The organism is Cellulomonas sp. ATA003, from assembly GCF_031582905.1.
GTDB lineage: Bacteria > Actinomycetota > Actinomycetes > Actinomycetales > Cellulomonadaceae > Pengzhenrongella.
Genome location: NZ_CP133990.1, coordinates 3,092,233 through 3,107,802 on the forward strand (window position 1 = coordinate 3,092,233; position 15,570 = coordinate 3,107,802).

Consider the following 15,570-nt stretch of genomic DNA (forward strand, 5'->3'; position numbering starts at 1 on the left):
ACGACGCCGCCCGGGGGCGAGCAGGAGGTCGGTGCGACGGGCCGCCGGGCACGTGTACGCCCGGCAGCGGTGGGACTACGTCGATGGTACGCGTGGCCCGGACGCGCCGAGGGTGGCCGCGCGTGCGCGGCCACCCTCGGGAGTGCGTCCCGGGTCGTCCCGGGTCAGGCGCTGCGTCAGTCGCTGCCGCGCAGGATCGCGATGAGCCGCAGGAACTCCAGGTACATCCAGACCAGCGTCACGACGAGGCCGAAGGCCGCGGTCCACGCCATCCTGGCCGGGGCACCGCCCTCGACGCCGCGCTTGATCGAGTCGAAGTCGACGATCAGCATCGCCGCGGCCAGGCCGACCGCGAACAGGCCGACGACCATGCCGAGCGGGCCGCTGCGCAGCGGGCCGAACATGCCGTCGCCACCGGCGCCGAACAGCGCCATGCCGAGGTTGACCAGCGAGAAGATGAGGTAGCCGCCCATGGCGATCAGCAGCCACCGCGTGAACTTCGGGGTGACCCGCACCTTGCCGGAGCGGAACAGCACGAGGCAGGCGGCGAACGTGGCCATCGTGGCGAGCACGGCCTGGGTGACGATGCCGGGCAGGTTCGCCGCGACCTCGACGTACCAGGAGATGCCCCCGAGGAAGAGCCCCTCCGCGGCGGCGTACAGCACGATCAACGCCGGGCTGGGGTTCTTCTTGAAGGCGTTCACCAGGCCGAGCACGAAGCCGACGAGCGCGCCGCCGATCGCGACCGGCATCCGGAGGGCGTCCGGGACGACGAACCACGCGAACGCCGCCGTCGCCACCACGACGGCGAGCAAGCCCGCGGTCTTCATGATGACGTCGTCGTAGGTCATGCGGCCGATCTGGGCGTTCGACGCCGCCGGCGCGTCGTACATCTGGTCGAGCGTCGCGGCGTCGTAGCCGGCGGTCGTCGCCGGGCCGGACCGCACGCTGGAGCCGCGCTGCCGCGACCGCTGCGGGTCGCGGAACACCGCGGTGTTCTCGAAGACGGGATTGCTCATGCGTTCCTCCTGGTCACGGCGGCCGATGGTCCTCAGGTCCGGGGACCGGCGTGTGGTCGCTGGCCGCCACCTACCCTACGCAACGCCGGTCGCCCCGCCCGCGTTCCCGGGACCGCCGGCGCGACGCGCCGTTCATCCCCGGGTCGCACGCGTCCTCCTTCCGGCGTACCGCCGCCCGGCCCGACGTCGCTCCGCAGGGGGTCCCGGACCCGCCGACCCCGGTCCTAGCGTCGAACCGGCGGCACACCCGGGCCGCCGACGACCGACCGGAGGACGACGACGACATGATCGAGGCCCGCGACCTGACCAAGAGGTACGGCCCCAAGACGGCCGTCGACGACGTGACGTTCACCGTCCACCCCGGACGGGTGACCGGCTTCCTCGGGCCGAACGGCGCCGGGAAGTCCACGACGATGCGGATGGCCGTCGGGCTGGACCGCCCGACCCACGGCACGGTGACCGTCAACGGCCGCCCCTACGCCCAGCACCGGTCCCCCCTGCACGAGGTCGGCGCGCTGCTCGACGCGAAGGCGGTGCACACCGGCCGGTCCGCCCTGCACCACCTGCAGGCGATGGCCGCCACCCACGGGATCGGCCGGTCCCGGGTCCACGAGGTGATCGCGATGACCGGGCTCGAGACCGTCGCGCGCAAGCGGGTCGGTGGCTTCTCCCTCGGGATGGGGCAGCGCCTCGGGATCGCGTCCGCGCTGCTCGGCGACCCGCACACGCTGCTGCTGGACGAGCCGGTCAACGGCCTGGACCCGGAGGGCGTGCTGTGGGTGCGCACGCTCGTGCGCCGCCTCGCCGCCGAGGGACGCACCGTGTTCCTGTCCTCGCACCTCATGAGCGAGATGGCCCAGACCGCCGACCACCTCATCGTCGTCGGACGCGGACGGGTCGTGGCGGACGCCCCGGTCGCGCAGATCATCGGCGACGCGGGCACGGCGACCGTCCGGGTCCGCACGCCGCAGGCGGGGCAGCTCATGCAGGCCCTGACCCGCGGCGGGGTGTCCGTCACGCGGTCCGGCGCGGACCTCCTCGAGGTCACCGGTGCCGGCACCGAGACGGTCGGTGAGGCGGCCGCGGCGAGCGGCGTCGTCCTGCACGAGCTCACCCCCGTCGCCCGGTCGCTCGAGGACGCCTACATGGCACTCACCGCGGGCGAGGTCGAGTACCACTCCACCGCGAGCCCCACCGTTCCCGACGTCCCCGTCGCTCGCACCGCCCGCACCGAGAGGTCCTGACCATGAGCACCGTCACGCACCGTCCCCGGCCGCCGGCCACCCCGCACGCACCGTGCCCGACGGCGGCGGCCTCACCTTCCCGCGGGTCGTGGCCTCCGAGTGGATCAAGCTCCGCACGCTGCGCTCGACGCTCTGGACGCTCGTCGTCACCGTCGTCCTCATGGTCGGCATCGCGCTGCTCGCCGCCTGGGGGTTCACCGAGGGCAACGAGGCCGAGGGCGGGTCGGCAGCGGGCGCCTTCGCCACCACGGTCGGCTCGAACGTCGCCCAGATGTCCATCGCCGTGCTCGGCGTGCTCATCATCACCGGTGAGTACACGACCGGCATGGTCCGCTCCACGTTCGCGGCCGTACCCACCCGGCTCCCGGCGCTCGCGGCCAAGGGCCTGGTGCTGACCGTGACGATCCTCGTGGTCGGGCTGGTCAGCGTCGGCCTCGCGTACGTCGCGACCCTGCCGCTGCTGGGCGGGACCGGCATGGCGATCGACCTCGGCGACCCGGAGAGCGTCCGGGTCCTCGTCGGCACCGCGCTCTACCTGACGGCGGTCGCGCTGCTCGCGTTCGCGTTCGGCGCGCTCATCCGCCACTCCGCCGGTGCGCTCGCCGCGGTGCTCGGACTGCTGCTCGTCGTCGAGCCGCTGTTCGCGAACATCCCGCTCGCGTTCTTCCGAGAGGTCAGCCCGTATCTGCCGTCGACCGCGGGGATGCGGGTCATGCGACCGGACGACTTCAACGCCGCGATGGGCGGCGAGGTGGCGCTCGGCCCGTGGCAGGGTTACGGCGTGATGCTCGGGTGGGTGGCCGTCGTGCTCACGGTCGCCGCGGTGCTGCTCCGGCGGCGGGACGCCTGACGATGCCGCGCCGGACGACGCCGCCGGACCGGGCCCGCCCCCGTCCGGCGGCGTCGTCCGCGTCCTCGCCCCCGCCCCTGCCGTCGTCCGCGCGGGCCGGCGGGGTGGACCCGCTGTTCACCGAGCTCGACACCCGCCGGCTGGGGCCGGTGCGGCGGTACTTCGTGCGGCACCCGGTCGCGATGGACCGGCTCGTCGCGGCGCTGTACGCCGTCCCGGCGATCGGCGCCGCCCTCCTTGAGGAGACCGCGCCCAGCGCCGACGCGGAGGTGACGCTGCGGGGCGGCCCCGCGGCGGCGGTCCTCCTCGCGGTGGCCGTGCTCGGCGGCGTCGCCCTGCTGTGGCGGCGCCGCGCCCCCTGCGCACCGCGCTCGTGATCGGCGCGCTCGCCGTGGTGACCGTCGCCGCGCTGGGCACGCTCAACGGGCTGGACCTCGCGATCGCCTTCGTCCTCTACGCCGTCGCGGCGTCGTCGCCACCCCGGACGGCCTGGCTCACGCTGACCGCCTCGCTGGTCGTCGTGGGGGCGGCCGTGCTCGCGTGGGAGCGTCCGCTCGGCACCCCGCTCACCGCTGAGGCCGACACCGGGGCACGGGTCGGCTCCTTCACCGGGCTGCTCATCCTGTACCTCGTCGCCCTCGCCATCGGGACCGGCGTGCGCAACCGCCGTCTGCACGTCGCCTCCGTCGTGGACCGGGCGAACGCGCTCGCCGTCGAGCGCGAGCAGGGCGCGCAGCTCGCCGCCGCAGCCGAACGGGCCCGCATCGCCCGGGAGATGCACGACGTCGTCGCGCACAGCCTGTCGGTGATGATCGCGCTCGCGGACGGCGCCGGCGTCGCGCTCGAGCGTTCACCGGCACGCTCGCGGGAGGCGCTCGAGGAGCTCTCCGCCACCGGGCGGTCGGCCCTCGCCGACATGCGCCGCGTGCTCGGCGCGCTCCGCGACCCGGGCACCGGCGCCGGTGCCGGTCCCGGTGCCGGTCCCGGTGGCGGTCCCGAGGTGCCGCTGGACCCGCAGCCCGGGTCGTCGGACCTCGAGCGGCTCGTCGAGGGCTTCCGGACCGCCGGCGTGCCGGTCCGCTGGACGGTGAGCGGACCACCGCTGCCCCCGGACGCCGGGCTGCAGCTGGCCGTCTACCGGATCGTGCAGGAGTCGCTCACCAACGTGCTGCGGCACGCCCCGGGCGCCACCCGCGTCGACGTCGTGCTGGCCGCCGGGACCGACCGCGTCGACGTCGTCGTCACCGACACCGGGGCACCGACACCCCGCGCACCGACGGCGCACCGGCGGGCGACCCGTCGACCGGATCGGGCCGGGGCCTCATCGGCATGCGCGAGCGCGCCGCCGTCTACGGTGGGCGGGTCGAGGCCGGGACGCACGACGGCGGGTGGCGCGTCCACGCGACCCTGCACTGGGAGGGAGGCGCACCGTGACCGATCCCACCGCCGCACCGGACGGCCGCGGACCACACGACCCCGCACCCCGCGACCCCGCACCCCGCGCCCCCGGAGCCCCCGAGCACGGCGCCCCCGACTCCGGCCCGGGCACCTCCGCACCGCCGATCCGCGTGCTGCTGGTCGACGACCAGGCGCTGCTGCGGATGGGGTTCCGGCTCGTGCTCGAGGGCGAGGAGGACCTCGTCGTCGTGGGTGAGGCGGGCGACGGCGAGGCCGCCGTCCGGCAGGCGCTCGCGCTGCGGCCGGACGTCGTGCTCATGGACGTCCGCATGCCCGGGACCAACGGCATCGTGGCGACCGAGCGCCTGGTCGCCGCGCTGCCGCAGTGCCGCGTCGTCATCCTCACCACCTTCGACCTCGACGAGTACGCCTTCGCCGCCCTGCGCGCGGGCGCGAGCGGATTCCTGCTCAAGGACGCGCGCCCGGCAGAGCTGGTGGCGGCGATCCGCACGGTGGCGAACGGGGACGCCGTCGTGTCCGCGCGCGTCACCCGGCGCATGCTCGAGATGTTCGCGGGCCACCTGCCGGCCGACGGCGCGTCGCCAGCCGAGCCGGGCGCGCTCGACGCGCGGCTGCGGTCGCTCACGCCGCGCGAGCTCGAGGTGCTCGAGGCGATCGCCGAGGGTCTGTCCAACGGCGAGATCGCCGCACGCCTCGTGCTGTCGGAGGCGACGGTCAAGACCCATGTCGGCCGCATCCTGGCCAAGCTCGGGCTACGGGACCGCGTCCAGGCGGTCGTGCTCGCATACACGACCGGTCTCGTCCGGCCCGGCTGAGTCGCCCGCGGGACGGCCGAGGGCGCGGCGCTCCGGGCGGGTTAGGGTCGCCTCACCCGCACGCCGCCCGATCGAGGAGACCCATGGCCGAGCGTTCCGCCCGCCGCCCGCGCGCCGCGATGATCGCGACCGTCCTGCGCACCGAGCGCATCGCCCCGGCCATGGTCCGGGTCGTCCTGGGTGGGCCGGGGCTGGCCGGCTACCGACCGTCCCCGTGCGCCGACTCCTACGTCAAGGCGGTGTTCCCGCCGTCGAGCGCGCCCACGGACCTGCCGCTCGACGCCGAGGGGCGCGTGGACCTCGAGGCGCTGAGCGCGGTGCTGCCGGCGGACGAGCCGGTCCGGCTGCGCACCTACACGGTCCGTGCCTGGGACGAGGCGGCCCGCGAGCTGACCCTCGACTTCGTCGTGCACGGGGACGCCGGCCTGGCCGGGCCCTGGGCCGCGGCGGCCCGCCCGGGCGACACCCTCCCGCTCCTCGGTCCCGGCGGCGACTACTCCCCGCCGACGACGCCGCCTGGCACCTGCTGGTCGCGGACGAGAGCGCGCTGCCCGCGGTCGCCGTGACGCTCGAGCGGCTGCCCGCCGGCGCGCGCGCGATCGCCCTCGTGGAGGTCGACGGACCGGCCGACGAGGTGCCGCTCGCGGCACCCGGTCGCGCCGCCGCGGACTCCGCGCCCGGCGTGGAGGTCCGGTGGGTGCACCGCGCGGGCCGACCGGTCGGTCAGGCGCTGGTCGAGGCGACGCGTGCGCTCCGGTGGCCCGACGGCGTGCCGCACGCGTTCGTCCACGGCGAGGCCGGGTTCGTCAAGGAGCTGCGCGCCCACCTGCGCACCGAGCGCGGGATGCCGCGCGAGCACCTGTCGATCTCGGGGTACTGGCGGCTGGGCACCGACGACGAGGGGTGGCGCGCCCGCAAGCGGGACTGGCTGCGGGAGATCGAGGAGCGCGAGCTGGCCGCCGGCCTGCGCTGAGGCCTGCCCTGCCCCCGCGGCGGGCCGGACGCACGGACGCCGCCGCACCCGGACGGGTGCGGCGGCGTCGGCGTGGGCAGGGGGCCTGCCAGGGCCGGGGGTCAGCGGCTCTTCGAGCCGTCGTCCTTCCCGTCCCCCTGGTGCTGCCCGGCGGACAGCCGCAGCTCGCGGCCACGCTGGACGTCCTCCTGGTGCTTCTCCTCGTTCTTCTCGATCTTGCTCGTGTCGCGCGGCGGCAGCTGGAGGGTCTCCTCCGCCTCGATGCCCGCCTGCAGCTGGCGCCCACGCTCGAGCTCGGCGTCCAGCTCCGCGCCGAACAGCAGCGCGTTGTTCATGATCCACAGCCACAGCAGAAAGATGATCACGCCGGCCAGCGCACCGTACGTCGCGCTGTAGCTGCTGAAGTTCGCGACGTAGAAGCCGAAGCCGAGCGACGCGAGGACGGCGACGATGATCGCGACGAACGCGCCCACGCTCATCCAGCGGAACTTCGGCTGCTGCACGTTCGGCGTGCCGTAGTACAGGATCGCGATGACCAGCGCGACGAGGGCAGCCAGGACCGGCCACTTGGCGATGCTCCACACGGTCAGGGCGGCGTCGCCCAGGCCGACGGCGTTCCCGATCGCCTCGGCGAGCGGACCGCTGACGACGAGCGCGAGCGCCACCACCGCGATGATCACCACGGCGATGAGCGTGATGAGGAGCATGATCGGGCGCAGCTTCCAGAACGGGCGCCCCTCCTCGACCTCGTACATGCGGTTCATGGCCCGGCTGAACGCGGTCACGAACCCCGAGGCGGACCACAGCGCACCGAGGAGGCCGGTGACGAGCCCGAGGCCCGCCGCCGGCGCGGTGGCGAGGCCCGCGATGGTCTCCTCGATCGTGTCGGTGATCTCGACGCCGAGGTCGCCGGCGACCCCGAGCAGCGCGTCGGTGGTCTCCTGCGGGTCACCGACGAGCCCGACCAGCGAGACGACGGCCAGCAGACCGGGGAACAGCGCGAGCACGCCGTAGTAGGTGAGTGCGGCGGCGAGATCGGTGCACTGGTCCTTGCCGAACTCGCGCAGCGTCTTGCGCAGGATGTACTTCCACGACGGCTTGGTCAGGTCCGAGAGCTCGTCGGGCTTGCGGGAGTCGTCGGGGTGCGGCGCATCGGCCTTGTGCTCGTCGGTCTTGCCGGCCATCGGGTCTCCTGCGTCGTGGTGGTCGGGGTGGCCGGTCGCGCCGGCACGGTGAGACGGCCGCGGACCCGGGACGTGTCCCGGGCCCGCGGCGATGCGTGGATCAGCCCTGCTGGTCGGACTTGACGCGCTGCGCGGCGTCCGTGGCGTCGCCGCGGACCTCCTGCGCCGCGTCCGTGCCCTCCTGCTTGACCGTCTGGGCAGCCTCGGTGGCCGTCTCCTTGACGGACTGCACGGCCTCCATGGCTGGCTCGCGCAGCTCCTGGGCGATGCCCTGGGCCTTGTCCTTCGCCATGTCGCCGAGCGGCTGCGCCTTCTCCTTGACGGCGTGGGCGGCGTCCCGCTCGCGCTTGCTCGACGGCAGCAGCGCGGCCCCGATGAGCCCCAGGCCGAACGCCACGAGACCGGCGGCGAGCGGGTTGCCCTCGGCCTGGCGGCGGACGGCGGCCGGCGCGCCGGCGGCAGCGTCACCGGCCGAGTGCGCCCGGTCCGTCGCCGAGTGCAGCGCACCCTGCAGCGACGAGCCCGCTGCGGACGCCTTGTCCTGCAGGGCGCCGCCGCCCGACGACGACGCATCGTGCGCGGAGCCCGCGAGGGACGACGCCCGGTCCTGCACGGCATGCCCGGCGGAGGACGCCCGGTCCTGCACGGCGTGACCGGCGGAGACCGCCGAGTCCTTGGCATCCGACACAGTGCCCATGACCTTCTCCTTCACGCTCTCGACGACACCCTTGGCCTTGTCGACCTGACGGTGGGCGATGTTGCTGGGGCTGACCTTGTCGGTCAGCGCGTCGACGTCACTGCTCAGCTCGGCGCGCGTGCGCTCGATCTCCTGGCGGATCTGCTCCGGGTCGTTGCTGCTCATCGTGCTGCCTCCTGGTTGCCGTGCAGTGCGTCGGGGATCTTCTTGACGGTGTCGGTGGTCTTGGGCATGCCCTTGACCGCCTCCATCTCCTTCTTGCCACGCAAGGCCAGGACCGCCGCGACGATGCCCCACAGGACCGCGATGACGAGGAACCCGAGCGCGGGGGCCTCCCACCAGTCCCCGAGCGCCCACGCCGCCGCGAGGGACAGGAACAGCACGGTCAGATGACCGGTGTACCCCGCGCCGGCGAACATCCCGACGCCCTTGCTCGCCTGCTTCGCGGACTGGGTGGCCTCGGCCTTGGCGAGCGCGACCTCCTGGCGCATGAGCGTCGAGAGGTCACTGGTCACCTCGGAGAAGAGCTGCCCGATCGACGGGGAGTCTCCGCTCCCCGAGCCCGTCGCCGAGCCCGCGGAGGTGCCCATGGCGGTGGCGCCGCCGGTGCCGTATGGGTCGGAGGTCGTCATGCCGTGCCCCCGAGCCCACCGGTCGTGCGCGGCACGTCCGGGGTGCCGAGGCCCGACGTCCCGGTGCCGTACGCCGACGTGGTGGGCGCCGCGTAGGTGTCCGTCGTCGGGGCGGTGTAGGTGTCCGTGGTCGGCGTCGCGTACGTACCGGTGGTGTAGCCGGCCGAGCCGGAGCCGGCGGTCACCTGGGCCGTGGAGTCGGCGTCGTCGGACGCGTCGTCCTTCAGGCTGCGCGCGAGGCGCCCGACGACGAGGCCCGCACCGGCCGCGATGGCCAGGAACGTGCCGGGATTGCGGCGCGCGTAGTGGGTGACCTCCGACAGCAGGTCCGCGGGCTCCTTGCTCTCGAACCACGTGGCCACGGAGTCGACGACGCCGGCGGCCTGGTTCGCGAGGTTGGACGCCACGCCCGGCTGCTCGGACGAGCTCGCCATCGTGGTGAGCTCACCGCTGACCGCGCGGATCGCGTCCGCGAGAGCGGACTTCTGCGTGCCGACCTGGGACGTCAGCTGGCTGCGGGTCTGGTCGAGGACGTCCTTGGCCTGGCGGCGGGCCTCGTCGGCCACGTGCGCGGCCTCCTCCTTGGCGGTGCCGGCGACCCGGCTGCCCGCCTCGGTGGCGGTCTGCTTGACGTTCTGCGCCTCACCGGCGACCTGGTCCTTGACCTCGCCGGCCTTCTCCTTGGCCTGGCCGGCCTTCTCCTTGGCAGCCCCTTGGCGCCGGAGTCCTGACCGGAGTCGTCGTCGGCGACGTGCGCACCCTGGTAGGTCGTCGTCCCGAGCGTGCCGGTGTCGTAGGCACCCGACCCGGCCGGGTACGACGGCGGCATGGTGGTGTCGTCGCCGGTCGTCGGGACGGTCCCCGGAGGGCGGGTGGACGGGTTGTCGTAGCTCTCGGTCATGTTCTTGCCTCTCGTGGAGTGCTGGTCTGCTGGCAGCTGTCGCGGGGCGCGCCGTGGCACGCGGGGAGGACGGGTGCGGCGGGCGGCCGCGGCGGCTCAGGTGAGAGCCGGCCCCGAGTCCCCCGACCCGGACAGCTCACGCAGGAACTCGTGGCACCGCTGCGCCCGCTCGGAGTCCTGTGCCATCACCTGCTCGAAGAAGGTCGCGATGTCCTCACGTCCGGCGTTGCGTGCGTCGCGGACGTACTGGCCGTAGTCGTGGCCCGCCTTGAGCGAGTGGTACTGCAGGGAGATCAGGTCGAAGCTGACGTCGTCGAATCCGGTCTCACCGGTTGCCATCGCAGACACCTTCCTGTTCGGGTGGCCTCTCCGCGCCGTGTGCGGGAGGGGTGCTGCCACGACCGGTCGGACGGACCTCGAGGACGCCCGGACGCTCGGATCGACGCCTGCCCCGTGCCCAGCGGCAGCAGACTCCCTCGCTCGTCCCGGACGCCGGACGGAGGTCCGGACCGGCAGGCCGCGGCTCGACCTGTTTTCAGCATATGGACCCGCAGAGGTCCCGCAACCGGAGAGAAACCGCAGGTCGGAGCCGGTGGACCGGTCCACCTCGCGACCCGGCTCCCACCGCGCGCAGCGGGCGCCGGTGTAGTACACGGCAGCCGGGCGGGGCGACGCGGCACCTCGGTGGTTCGACACCGGACGACAGGTGAGGCTAACCTCAGAACGCGTCGATAAGGGAAGCCTTACCTATACCGGGATGCGGTGCGGACCGGTCGGGCCCGCTCGTCGAGCACGCGATGGCCAGCACACGGTGGTGTGCACACACCCAATGAAGAGGTACGACCATGCCCCTCCCCCGCCCCCTCGCGGCGCTCGCGCTCGTCGCCGGCTCCGCACTGGTCCTGACGGGATGCGCGGCCCAGACCGCGCCCGCCGCCGCGGAGGCCCCGGCCACCCCCGAGGTCACCACGGTCGAGGTGGTGGACAACCGGGGCACGCAGACGGTGTCCCTGCCGCCGCGCTCGGTCGTCGCCACCGACAACCGCACGTTCGAGACGCTCGCCGACTGGGGCGTCGAGCTCGAGGCCGCGGCGGTCGCGCTCATGCCGGACTCGAACCCGTACACGGACGACGAGTCGATCGTCGACCTCGGGACGCACCGCGAGCCGGACCTCGAGGCCGTCGTCGCCGCGGACCCGGACCTGATCATCAATGGTCAGCGGTTCGCCGACTTCTACGACGACTTCGCGTCGCTCGCGCCCGAGGCGACGATCCTCGAGCTCGACCCGCGCGACGGCGAGCCGTTCGACGCCGAGCTGCGCCGCCAGGTCACGGTCCTCGGCGAGGTCTTCGGCAAGCAGGCGGAGGCGCAGCAGCTCGTCGCCGACTTCGACGCGGCCGTCGACCGGGCGGTCGCCGCGTACGACGCCACGGACACCGTCATGGCCGTGACCACGTCCGGCGGTGAGATCGGCTACATCGCCCCGACCGTCGGCCGTACCCTCGGCCCGGTGTTCGACATCCTCGGGCTGACCCCCGCACTCGCCGTCGACGACGCCACCGACGACCACCAGGGCGACGACATCTCGGTCGAGGCGGTCGCCGACTCGAACCCCGACTGGATACTGGTGATGGACCGCGACGCGGCGATCAGCGCGGGCGACCCCGAGTTCACCCCGGCGGCCGACATCCTGGAGAGCTCCCAGGCGCTGCAGGGGGTCACCGCGGTGCGGCAGGGGAATATCGTCTACATGCCGGCCGACACCTACACGAACGAGAGCATCCAGACGTACACCGAGTTCCTCAACACCTTCGCGGACGCGCTCGAAGGGACGAGCTGAGGCATGCCCGCACGGGCAGGGGGCGTCGGGAGGGACCGGCCGTTCGCGGCCGGTCGCTCCGGCGTGCCGTCGACGGGTCGACGACCCGCCGCGACCGGCTCATGACCACGACCGTCGACGCCGCGACCGGGCCGAAGGGCCGACTGCTCGACCCGAAGCTCGTGGTCGGCGTGCTGGTGGTCGGGGCGCTCGTGGTGGCGTCCCTGCTCACCGGCGTCTACGACGTCTTCGGGGCCGACGACGGCGCCGACATGTTCGCGATCACCCGCGTGCCGCGCACGATCGCGCTCGTCCTCGCCGGCGCCGCGATGTCCATGTCGGGGCTCGTCATGCAGCTGCTCACGCAGAACCGGTTCGTCGAGCCCACCACCACCGGCACCACCGAGTGGGCCGGGCTCGGCCTGCTGGCGGTGATGATCCTCGTCCCCGGCGCGAGCATCCTCGCGCGCATGACCGGCGCGATCGTCGCCGCCTTCGTCGGCACGATGGTCTTCTTCCTGTTCCTGCGGCGCGTCTCGCTGCGCTCGTCCCTCATCGTCCCGATCGTCGGCATCATGCTCGGCGCCGTCGTCGGGTCCGTCTCGACGTTCGTCGCGCTCCAGACCGACATGCTCCAGAGCCTCGGGGTGTGGTTCGCGGGCAGCTTCACGTCGGTCCTACGCGGCCAGTACGAGGTCCTGTGGATCGTCGCCCTCGTCGGGATCGCCGTATTCTTCGTCGCCGACCGCTTCACCGTGGCCGGGCTCGGTGAGGAGGTGTCGACGAACGTCGGCCTGAACTACGGCCGCATCGTCCTGCTGGGCAGCGCCCTCATCGCCATCGCGACCGGCGTGGTCACGGTGGTGGTCGGGAACCTCCCCTTCCTCGGGCTCATCGTCCCCAACATCGTCTCGATGGTCCGCGGCGACGACCTGCGCAGCAACCTGCCCTGGGTGTGCCTCCTCGGCATCGCCGTCGTCACCGTGTGCGACCTCGTGGGGCGGACGATCATCATGCCGTTCGAGGTCCCGGTGTCCCTGATCCTCGGCGTCGTCGGCGCCGCCGTCTTCATCACCCTCCTCCTCAGGCAGCGTCGCCGTGGCTGAGGCGACCGCCGTCCGACCGCGCACGCCGTCCCCGGAGCGCAGCTCCGCACCGCTGCCCACGACGCGCGCGCACCGCCGCTACCGGGTCGTCCTGACGGCGTTGGTCGTGCTCGCCGCGGCGTTCACGGTCGGGTTCCTGACGCTGGACAACCCGATGCCGGTCGGTTCGGCAGGCTTCTGGCGGATCGCCGAGCTCCGCGCGACCACGATCGTCGTCATGGCCGTCGTCGCCTTCTGCCAGGCGATCGCCACCGTCAGCTTCCAGACGGTCACGAACAACCGCATCATCACGCCGTCGATCATGGGCTTCGAGTCGCTCTACGTCGCGGTGCAGACGTCCGCCGTGTACTTCCTCGGGGTCGCGGGCCTGGTGTCCCTGCAGGGCGTGCCGCAGTTCGTCCTGCAGGTGGCGCTCATGGTGGGGCTCTCGGTGCTGCTGTACGGCTGGCTGCTCTCCGGGCGGTACGCGAACCTGCAGGTCATGCTGCTCATCGGCATCGTCGTCGGTGGCGGTCTGGGGTCGTTGTCGTCGTTCATGCGCCGGCTGCTCTCCCCCAGCGAGTTCGACGTCCTGACCGCGCGGATGTTCGGCTCGGTGGCGAACGCCGAGGCCGGCTACCTCCCCGTCGCGATCCCGCTGTGCCTCGTGGCCGGCGGGGTGCTGTGGGCACGCGCCGGCCGGCTCAACGTCATGGCCCTGGGACGCGACGCGACGGTGAGCCTCGGGCTGGACCACCGCGCCGAGCTCATGCGCGTCCTGCTCCTCGTCTCGGTCCTCATGGCCGTCTCGACCGCGCTCGTCGGACCGATGACGTTCCTCGGGTTCCTCGTCGCGACGCTCGCCTACCAGCTCGCCGACACCTACGACCACCGCCACGTGTTCCCCGTCGCCGTGCTCACCGGCTACGTCGTGCTCTCGGGGGCGTACTTCGTCATGAAGAACGTCTTCTACGCGCAGGGCGTCGTCTCGATCATCATCGAGCTGGTGGGCGGCACCGTCTTCCTCGTCGTCATCCTCCGGAAGGGCCGGCTGTGATCACCCTGACCGACGTCCGCAAGGACTACAGCAGCGAGGTGACGATCGGCCCGGTCGACCTCCGGATCCCGGCGGGCGGGATCACCGCGCTGGTCGGCCCGAACGGCGCAGGCAAGTCGACGCTGCTCACCATGATCGGCCGCCTGCTGGGGATCGACGCCGGCACCATCGAGGTCGCCGGGTACGACGTCGCCCGGACCGCGTCGAAGGACCTGGCGAAGGTCGTGTCCATCCTGCGGCAGGAGAACCACTTCATCACCCGGCTCACCGTGCGCCAGCTCGTGGCGTTCGGCCGGTTCCCGTACTCCAAGGGCCGCCTGACGCGCGAGGACGAGAAGCTCGTCAGCGCGGCGATCGACTTCCTCGACCTCGGCGGGCTGGAGGGGCGCTACCTCGACGAGCTCTCGGGCGGGCAGCGCCAGCGGGCGTACGTCGCCATGGTCCTCACCCAGGACACCGAGTTCGTGCTGCTCGACGAGCCCCTCAACAACCTCGACATGAAGCATTCGGTGCAGATGATGAAGCACCTGCACCGCGCTGCGGCAGAGCTGGGACGGACGATCGTCATCGTCCTGCACGACATCAACTTCGCCGGCCGCTACGCGGACCACATCTGCGCCGTCAAGGACGGGCGCGTGGTCGAGTTCGGCTCCTCCGCCGAGATCATGACCAGCGCGGTGCTCACCCGGGTGTTCGACACCCCCGTGACGGTCATCGACGGACCGGACGGGCCGCTCGCCGTTTACTACTGACGGTCCGGCGTCGGCGCACCGCATCAGCCGTGCGCCGCAGTCCCGCGAACGCGGTAAGGAGTTCACCCTCGGCCGCTACCCCGCGCCGGGAGCCGACGCGTAACGTCACCGCCGTGACGAGCCGCGAGAGATGGATGGACCTCCTTCGTGGCGGCGCCATCCTCCTGGTCCTCCTGTGGCATGCGCCCGCGATCCCGGCCCTCTATGGCTACACCGTGCCCGACTGGGTCCTCGCCGCGAACGATGCGCTCCTGCCGTTCCGCATGCCCGCTCTCATGTTCCTGTCCGGCCTGCTGCTGCCCCGCTCGCTCGCTAAGCCGTTGCGGGACTACCTGACCGGCAAGGTGTCCTTGCTCGTGTGGCCCTACCTGCTGTTCGCCGGCCTGCACATGGCTCTGTACGGGCCGACCGGCCCGGTATGGCATCCCTACACCTGGATCGCCACCGGCTACCTGTGGTTTTTGTTCAACATCGCCTGCTACTACTTCGCGGCTCCCATGCTGCGGTGGCTCCCCGCGTGGGTCGTACCGATCCTCGCCTTCGCGGCCGCGGTTCCGACGGACGGCCGGACGCAGCGGTTTTTCTACTTCGCCGGGTTCTTCTTCGCGGGTGCACTCGTCGCGCGTCACCACGGCGTGCTCGAGGCGGCCCTGCGCCGCAGGTGGCTCGTCGTCATCTGTGGTGTGGCCGCCGTCGTGCTCGGCGCCGTGTCCGCCGTCCGGGACGTCGAGCACCAGGCGGCGTGGGCACCGCTCAGCCTCGCTGGGATCGTCGTCGCCATCGCGGCCGCGCAGCGGCTGCAGGACGCCGCGTGGACACGCCCTGTGCAGTCGGTCGGTCGAGCGTCGATCGTCTACTACACGTCCCACTTCCCGGTCATGATCGTGTCCCTGGCGGTGTGCGAGGCGGTCGGCATCGACGACATCGGAGCATTCGCCTGGATCGGTCTCGCGGCGGCCGTCGCGATCGGCGCCCTCCTGGCGCACCATCGGACGAGGCGTCCGGTGGTGTGGCTGTACGAAGCGCCCTTCCTGCCGAGGCGGCGCACGCCGGGACCCGTGCGGGTCCACGCACCCGCAGCAGCCTCGTAGCGCCGCCCCGGACCCCACGTACGCCCACACC

Annotated in this window: 19 protein-coding genes; 12 read left to right on the forward strand and 7 right to left on the reverse strand. The window is 72.9% G+C overall.

Features of this window, described 5'->3' with window-relative positions; genetic code table 11:
- Nucleotides 1-176: 176 nt before the first annotated feature.
- Nucleotides 177-1,019 (reverse strand): Bax inhibitor-1/YccA family protein, encoded by an 843-nt coding sequence (locus tag REH70_RS15410; protein ID WP_310748601.1) that lies wholly within the window; start codon nt 1,017-1,019, stop codon nt 177-179.
- Nucleotides 1,020-1,303: 284 nt separating this feature from the next.
- Here REH70_RS15410 and REH70_RS15415 point away from each other — a divergent pair, with 284 nt between their 5' ends.
- The 7 genes from REH70_RS15415 to REH70_RS15445 all read left to right on the forward strand — a co-directional run bounded on the left by REH70_RS15415 (nt 1,304) and on the right by REH70_RS15445 (nt 6,320).
- Nucleotides 1,304-2,263: an ATP-binding cassette domain-containing protein gene (locus tag REH70_RS15415; protein WP_310748604.1), complete on the forward strand. Its 960-nt coding sequence runs from the start codon at nt 1,304-1,306 to the stop codon at nt 2,261-2,263.
- Nucleotides 2,264-2,315: 52 nt separating this feature from the next.
- Entirely contained in the window at nt 2,316-3,113 is a 798-nt protein-coding gene (locus REH70_RS15420) for an ABC transporter permease subunit (protein ID WP_310748606.1), read from the forward strand.
- Nucleotides 3,114-3,115: 2 nt separating this feature from the next.
- The gene (locus REH70_RS15425; protein WP_310748608.1) at nt 3,116-3,490 is read left to right on the forward strand and encodes a hypothetical protein; all 375 of its coding nucleotides are present in this window, start codon (nt 3,116-3,118) and stop codon (nt 3,488-3,490) included.
- Nucleotides 3,454-4,767 (forward strand): histidine kinase, encoded by a 1,314-nt coding sequence (locus tag REH70_RS15430; protein WP_310748610.1) that lies wholly within the window; start codon nt 3,454-3,456, stop codon nt 4,765-4,767. The genes REH70_RS15425 and REH70_RS15430 overlap by 37 nt, the downstream gene beginning before the upstream one ends.
- Nucleotides 4,715-5,347: a response regulator transcription factor gene (locus tag REH70_RS15435; protein ID WP_310754346.1), complete on the forward strand. Its 633-nt coding sequence runs from the start codon at nt 4,715-4,717 to the stop codon at nt 5,345-5,347. Before REH70_RS15430 ends, REH70_RS15435 begins: the two co-directional genes overlap by 53 nt.
- An 83-nt stretch (nt 5,348-5,430) precedes the next feature.
- Nucleotides 5,431-5,913, forward strand: coding sequence for a siderophore-interacting protein (locus REH70_RS15440; RefSeq protein ID WP_310748612.1), 483 nt, complete (start codon nt 5,431-5,433; stop codon nt 5,911-5,913).
- The gene (locus REH70_RS15445; protein WP_310748614.1) at nt 5,910-6,320 is read left to right on the forward strand and encodes a siderophore-interacting protein; all 411 of its coding nucleotides are present in this window, start codon (nt 5,910-5,912) and stop codon (nt 6,318-6,320) included. Before REH70_RS15440 ends, REH70_RS15445 begins: the two co-directional genes overlap by 4 nt.
- Before the next feature lie 101 nt (nt 6,321-6,421).
- On the opposite strand, the gene REH70_RS15450 is transcribed toward REH70_RS15445, so the two are convergent.
- From REH70_RS15450 to REH70_RS15475, 6 genes are all read right to left on the reverse strand, one after another.
- The gene (locus tag REH70_RS15450; protein WP_310748616.1) at nt 6,422-7,504 is read right to left on the reverse strand and encodes a YihY/virulence factor BrkB family protein; all 1,083 of its coding nucleotides are present in this window, start codon (nt 7,502-7,504) and stop codon (nt 6,422-6,424) included.
- 100 nt (nt 7,505-7,604) lie between these two features.
- A complete protein-coding gene (locus REH70_RS15455; RefSeq protein WP_310748618.1) occupies nt 7,605-8,366 on the reverse strand; it encodes a DUF3618 domain-containing protein in 762 nt (253 codons plus the stop codon).
- The gene (locus tag REH70_RS15460; protein WP_310748620.1) at nt 8,363-8,833 is read right to left on the reverse strand and encodes a phage holin family protein; all 471 of its coding nucleotides are present in this window, start codon (nt 8,831-8,833) and stop codon (nt 8,363-8,365) included. Before REH70_RS15460 ends, REH70_RS15455 begins: the two co-directional genes overlap by 4 nt.
- Nucleotides 8,830-9,399 (reverse strand): hypothetical protein, encoded by a 570-nt coding sequence (locus REH70_RS15465; protein ID WP_310748622.1) that lies wholly within the window; start codon nt 9,397-9,399, stop codon nt 8,830-8,832. Before REH70_RS15465 ends, REH70_RS15460 begins: the two co-directional genes overlap by 4 nt.
- Entirely contained in the window at nt 9,339-9,734 is a 396-nt protein-coding gene (locus tag REH70_RS15470; protein WP_310748624.1) for a hypothetical protein, read from the reverse strand. The genes REH70_RS15465 and REH70_RS15470 overlap by 61 nt, the downstream gene beginning before the upstream one ends.
- Nucleotides 9,735-9,830: 96 nt before the next feature.
- The gene (locus tag REH70_RS15475) at nt 9,831-10,073 is read right to left on the reverse strand and encodes an acyl carrier protein (RefSeq protein WP_310748626.1); all 243 of its coding nucleotides are present in this window, start codon (nt 10,071-10,073) and stop codon (nt 9,831-9,833) included.
- Between the two features lie 506 nt (nt 10,074-10,579).
- Here REH70_RS15475 and REH70_RS15480 point away from each other — a divergent pair.
- The 5 genes from REH70_RS15480 to REH70_RS15500 all read left to right on the forward strand — a co-directional run bounded on the left by REH70_RS15480 (nt 10,580) and on the right by REH70_RS15500 (nt 15,539).
- Nucleotides 10,580-11,575: an ABC transporter substrate-binding protein gene (locus REH70_RS15480; protein WP_310748628.1), complete on the forward strand. Its 996-nt coding sequence runs from the start codon at nt 10,580-10,582 to the stop codon at nt 11,573-11,575.
- A 101-nt stretch (nt 11,576-11,676) separates the two neighbouring features.
- Nucleotides 11,677-12,660 carry an iron chelate uptake ABC transporter family permease subunit gene (locus REH70_RS15485; protein ID WP_310748630.1) on the forward strand — a complete coding sequence of 328 codons (984 nt, stop codon included), beginning with the start codon at nt 11,677-11,679 and terminating at the stop codon, nt 12,658-12,660.
- The gene (locus tag REH70_RS15490; protein ID WP_396134550.1) at nt 12,653-13,696 is read left to right on the forward strand and encodes an iron chelate uptake ABC transporter family permease subunit; all 1,044 of its coding nucleotides are present in this window, start codon (nt 12,653-12,655) and stop codon (nt 13,694-13,696) included. Before REH70_RS15485 ends, REH70_RS15490 begins: the two co-directional genes overlap by 8 nt.
- Nucleotides 13,693-14,448, forward strand: a complete 756-nt coding sequence (locus tag REH70_RS15495; RefSeq protein WP_310748632.1) for an ATP-binding cassette domain-containing protein — start codon at nt 13,693-13,695, stop codon at nt 14,446-14,448. Before REH70_RS15490 ends, REH70_RS15495 begins: the two co-directional genes overlap by 4 nt.
- Before the next feature lie 134 nt (nt 14,449-14,582).
- Entirely contained in the window at nt 14,583-15,539 is a 957-nt protein-coding gene (locus REH70_RS15500; protein WP_310748634.1) for an acyltransferase family protein, read from the forward strand.
- Nucleotides 15,540-15,570: the final 31 nt, after the last annotated feature.

Bases quoted from the DNA above. Each gene is read 5' to 3' on its own strand.
- REH70_RS15410 (WP_310748601.1), bottom strand. From the start codon at position 1,019: ATGAGCAATCCCGTCTTCGAGAACACCGCGGTGTTCCGCGACCCGCAG.
- REH70_RS15415 (WP_310748604.1), top strand. From the start codon at position 1,304: ATGATCGAGGCCCGCGACCTGACCAAGAGGTACGGCCCCAAGACGGCC.
- REH70_RS15425 (WP_310748608.1), top strand. From the start codon at position 3,116: ATGCCGCGCCGGACGACGCCGCCGGACCGGGCCCGCCCCCGTCCGGCG.
- REH70_RS15435 (WP_310754346.1), top strand. From the start codon at position 4,715: ATGGGGTTCCGGCTCGTGCTCGAGGGCGAGGAGGACCTCGTCGTCGTG.
- REH70_RS15440 (WP_310748612.1), top strand. From the start codon at position 5,431: ATGGCCGAGCGTTCCGCCCGCCGCCCGCGCGCCGCGATGATCGCGACC.
- REH70_RS15450 (WP_310748616.1), bottom strand. From the start codon at position 7,504: ATGGCCGGCAAGACCGACGAGCACAAGGCCGATGCGCCGCACCCCGAC.
- REH70_RS15455 (WP_310748618.1), bottom strand. From the start codon at position 8,366: ATGAGCAGCAACGACCCGGAGCAGATCCGCCAGGAGATCGAGCGCACG.
- REH70_RS15460 (WP_310748620.1), bottom strand. From the start codon at position 8,833: ATGACGACCTCCGACCCATACGGCACCGGCGGCGCCACCGCCATGGGC.
- REH70_RS15470 (WP_310748624.1), bottom strand. From the start codon at position 9,734: ATGACCGAGAGCTACGACAACCCGTCCACCCGCCCTCCGGGGACCGTC.
- REH70_RS15475 (WP_310748626.1), bottom strand. From the start codon at position 10,073: ATGGCAACCGGTGAGACCGGATTCGACGACGTCAGCTTCGACCTGATC.
- REH70_RS15480 (WP_310748628.1), top strand. From the start codon at position 10,580: ATGCCCCTCCCCCGCCCCCTCGCGGCGCTCGCGCTCGTCGCCGGCTCC.
- REH70_RS15485 (WP_310748630.1), top strand. From the start codon at position 11,677: ATGACCACGACCGTCGACGCCGCGACCGGGCCGAAGGGCCGACTGCTC.
- REH70_RS15500 (WP_310748634.1), top strand. From the start codon at position 14,583: ATGGACCTCCTTCGTGGCGGCGCCATCCTCCTGGTCCTCCTGTGGCAT.